The sequence below is a fragment of the Sporolactobacillus inulinus genome (assembly GCF_006539285.1).
GTDB lineage: Bacteria > Bacillota > Bacilli > Bacillales > Sporolactobacillaceae > Sporolactobacillus > Sporolactobacillus inulinus.
Window position 1 is genome coordinate 1 of record NZ_BJMS01000049.1, and the last position, 3353, is coordinate 3353.

3 protein-coding genes are annotated in these 3353 nt (G+C 45.1%); all 3 read right to left on the reverse strand.

Annotated features, from left to right (window positions below; all coding sequences use genetic code 11):
* Window positions 1–46 precede the first annotated feature (46 nt).
* Window positions 47–619, reverse strand: a complete 573-nt coding sequence (lepB, locus tag SIN01_RS08135) for a signal peptidase I (RefSeq protein WP_010027844.1) — start codon at window positions 617–619, stop codon at window positions 47–49.
* Between the two features lie 58 nt (window positions 620–677).
* Window positions 678–2573, reverse strand: coding sequence for a PrkA family serine protein kinase (prkA, locus tag SIN01_RS08140; RefSeq protein WP_047035180.1), 1896 nt, complete (start codon window positions 2571–2573; stop codon window positions 678–680).
* A 230-nt stretch (window positions 2574–2803) separates the two neighbouring features.
* Window positions 2804–3277 carry a tRNA (uridine(34)/cytosine(34)/5-carboxymethylaminomethyluridine(34)-2'-O)-methyltransferase TrmL gene (gene trmL, locus SIN01_RS08145; RefSeq protein ID WP_010026004.1) on the reverse strand — a complete coding sequence of 158 codons (474 nt, stop codon included), beginning with the start codon at window positions 3275–3277 and terminating at the stop codon, window positions 2804–2806.
* Window positions 3278–3353: the final 76 nt, after the last annotated feature.

Here is a 3353-nt window from a genome sequence, read left to right on the forward strand (position 1 = left end):
AAAAAAGTGCCGAGCGGATCGGCACTTTCACAAAATTCGATGCACTTTATGGTAAAACGATGGACTGCATGATTTCCCATTCATTAAGCGGCCAATAACGAATAGATACCTTTCCAATGACCGATTTCTGATCAACAAAGCCAAAATAGCGGCTGTCTTCACTATTCATGCGATTGTCGCCCATCACCCATAACTTGCCCTCGGGAACACGCAGCTTACCGGTCTTTGACTTCAAATTGAAATTTTCCGTAAGCTGCTGGCCTTGGGGCAGCGCATCCTTATAATGCTGTAAATAAGGTTCCACGACCCTTTTCCCATTGACATAAAGCTGATCGTTTTTATACGTAATCGAATCCCCAGGCAAACCAATGATTCGTTTAACATAATCTTCTGTTTGGGTTGCGTGAAAAACGATCACATCAAAACGATGCGGTGTACCGACCGTGTAACCGACTTTATTCACGATCAGACGATTTCCATCCTGAAGCGTCGGCATCATCGACTCGCCGCGGACGATATAATTACTGAAAATAAATTGGCGGACAAGAAAAGCAATCAGAATGGCGATGGCGCCCGCACGGATCCAGCTCCATACTTCTCTCTTTGTTGATTGGCTCATTGACTTGCGTGTGTCCCTTCTTGATTTGCCCCCTCAGCCGTTTCTTTGGTCATCCGATTCAACGGTTGAGCAAGCTTCCTACATATCTTAATAATTCGTTAGCAGAGGTCGTATTATAACCGTATTCATCAACAAGTCTTGCAATAACTTCATTGACACGTTTCAACTGCGTCTCATCCGGAGTTTTGCTTGACGTTGTAATTTTCACCACGTCCTTGAGATCGGCGAATAGTTTTTTCTGAATCGCTTCTTTCAGTCGCTCATGAGACTTATAGTTAAAGCGTTTGCCTTTCCGTGCATAGGCAGAAATGCGGATTAAGATCTCTTCTCGAAACGATTTCTTCGCATTTTCGGAAATACCGATTTGTTCTTCAATGGAGCGCATCAGTTTCTCATCCGGATCAACTTCATCACCGGTAATCGGATCGAAGATTTTATTGCTGTTGCAATACGCTTCAACATTATCCAGATAGTTATCCATTAATGTTTTTGCTGATTCCTCAAAAGAATAAACAAATGCCTTTTGTACTTCACTTTTTGCTAATTCATCATATTCGCGGCGGGCAAGTGCAATGAATTCGGTGTAACGCGAACGATCCTCGTCACTGATGGACGGATGCTGCGCGAGACCTTCTTTAATCGAGCGCAAAATATCCAGTGCATTGATCGACGGTACACCTTTCTTAATAATGGCAGAAGAAATTCGGTTGATCACGTAGCGCGGATCAATGCCGCTCATTCCTTCATCAGGGAATTCATTCCGCAGTTCCTTAATATCGGCTTCATTATAGCCCTCAACGATTTCACCGTCGTAGAGCCGCATCTTTTTATTGAGATCAATACCACGGCTCTTCGATTCCTTCAATCGGGTTAAGATCGAAAATACGGCTGCCGTACGCAGCGCATGCGGCGCGATATGCACGTTTGCCACATCGCTTTCCGAGATCAGCTTCTCATAGATCTTCTCTTCTTCGCTCACTTTCAAATTGTACGGAACCGGCATCACAATCATTCGTGAATGAAGCGCCTCATTCTTTTTATTACTGATAAAGGCCCGATATTCGGTTTCGTTCGTATGCGCGACAATCAATTCATCCGCTGAGATCAAGGCAAAGCGTCCGGCTTTGAAATTGCCCTCTTGAGTCAGGGACAGCAAATGCCACAGAAATTTCTCGTCACATTTCAACATTTCCTGGAATTCCATCAGGCCTCGATTCGCCTTGTTCAGCTCGCCGTCAAATCGATACGCTCTCGGATCGGATTCGGATCCATATTCGGCAATCGTTGAGAAGTCAATGCTGCCGGTCAGATCAGCGATATCCTGCGACTTCGGATCCGATGGACTGAATGTGCCAATCCCCACGCGCTTGTCTTCTGAAAGGAAAATGCGCTCCACCGGAACGTCCTCAATCTGTCCGCCGTATTCCTTCTCAAGCCGCATCACATTTAACGGTGACAAATTCCCCTCAACGCGAATGCCCGTCTCTTGAAAAAAGTCTTCGCGCAGGTGCGGCGGAATTAAGTGAAGCGGGTCTTCATGCATCGGGCAATCCTTAATGGCGTAAATCGCGCCTTCATCGGTCCATGAATACTTCTCCAAGCCGCGCTTCAGCATCGTCACAATCGTTGATTTACCACCGCTCACCGGACCCATCAACAGCAAAATACGCTTCTTTACGTCCAAGCGCCGCGCCGCAGGGTGAAAATACTCCTCTATGAGCCGTTCGATCGCTTCGTCAAGTCCGAAGATCTTGTCATCAAAGAAATGATAATGCTTATGTCCGTTCTGCTCTGAAACACCAGCGGAAATAATCATCTGATAGACACGAGAATGCGCGGACTGTGCGATCATCGGATTCTTCTTCACTAGTTCAAGATAGTCTGCAAATGTGCCTTCCCACTTCAGCTGCTCTTCATAGTCGTGGAACTGTTTCAGTTTATCAAGAAAGTTCATTATATCCCCCCTAGAAAAGATTCACCAATGCTTCTGACCATGTACTTAAGTGTATGCGCTCATTCGCTAATCTTTCATGAAACTATGTACAGATTGAGAAGGAATCGTTGATAAATCCAGCGGGAATAGCCAAGCAATAGGAAAAATCAGATTTCATAAAATTTTTATTACACTTTTGAAATCCGGTGGGAATCAGACAATGAGTAAAGAAGCAAGAACGACACGGGCAGTCAGGATAATCCTGGAAAACGCTGCTGGCGCAATGCTTCGTAGAGCATGATCGCAGCTGAATTCGATAAATTAAGTGAGCGGATTGCGCCTGTCATCGGCAGTCGAATGCAGCGATTCTGATACTTGGCAACAAAGTCTTTCGGTAATCCGGTTGTTTCTCGTCCGAAAATAAAATAGTAGTCTTTACTTGTATCGCTATAGTCAAAGGCATCATAGGGCCTACTGCCGTCGGTTTCAACAAGGTAGTATTCGCTTTGCGGATGCCGCTCAAAGAATTCGTCAAGTGAGTCATAATAATGAAGATCTACTGAATCCCAATAGTCCAAGCCGGCACGCTTCAGATGCTTATCATCAGTAGAAAAGCCGAGCGGTCGAATTAGGTGAAGACCGCTGTTTGTTCCGGCACAAGTTCTGGCGATATTTCCTGTATTCGGTGGAATAAGCGGCTGATAAAGCACAATATGGTTACTCATTTCTGGTGCACACTCCTCATTATGAAAACAACAATACGTTACTCGTTAGAAAAACCAAGCTGTGCTTGGCCTTAAA

Excerpts from the sequence above, each read along its gene's own strand:
- prkA (WP_047035180.1), bottom strand. The coding sequence starts at position 2,573 with ATGAACTTTCTTGATAAACTGAAACAGTTCCACGACTATGAAGAGCAG.
- lepB (WP_010027844.1), bottom strand. The coding sequence starts at position 619 with ATGAGCCAATCAACAAAGAGAGAAGTATGGAGCTGGATCCGTGCGGGC.
- trmL (WP_010026004.1), bottom strand. The coding sequence starts at position 3,277 with ATGAGTAACCATATTGTGCTTTATCAGCCGCTTATTCCACCGAATACA.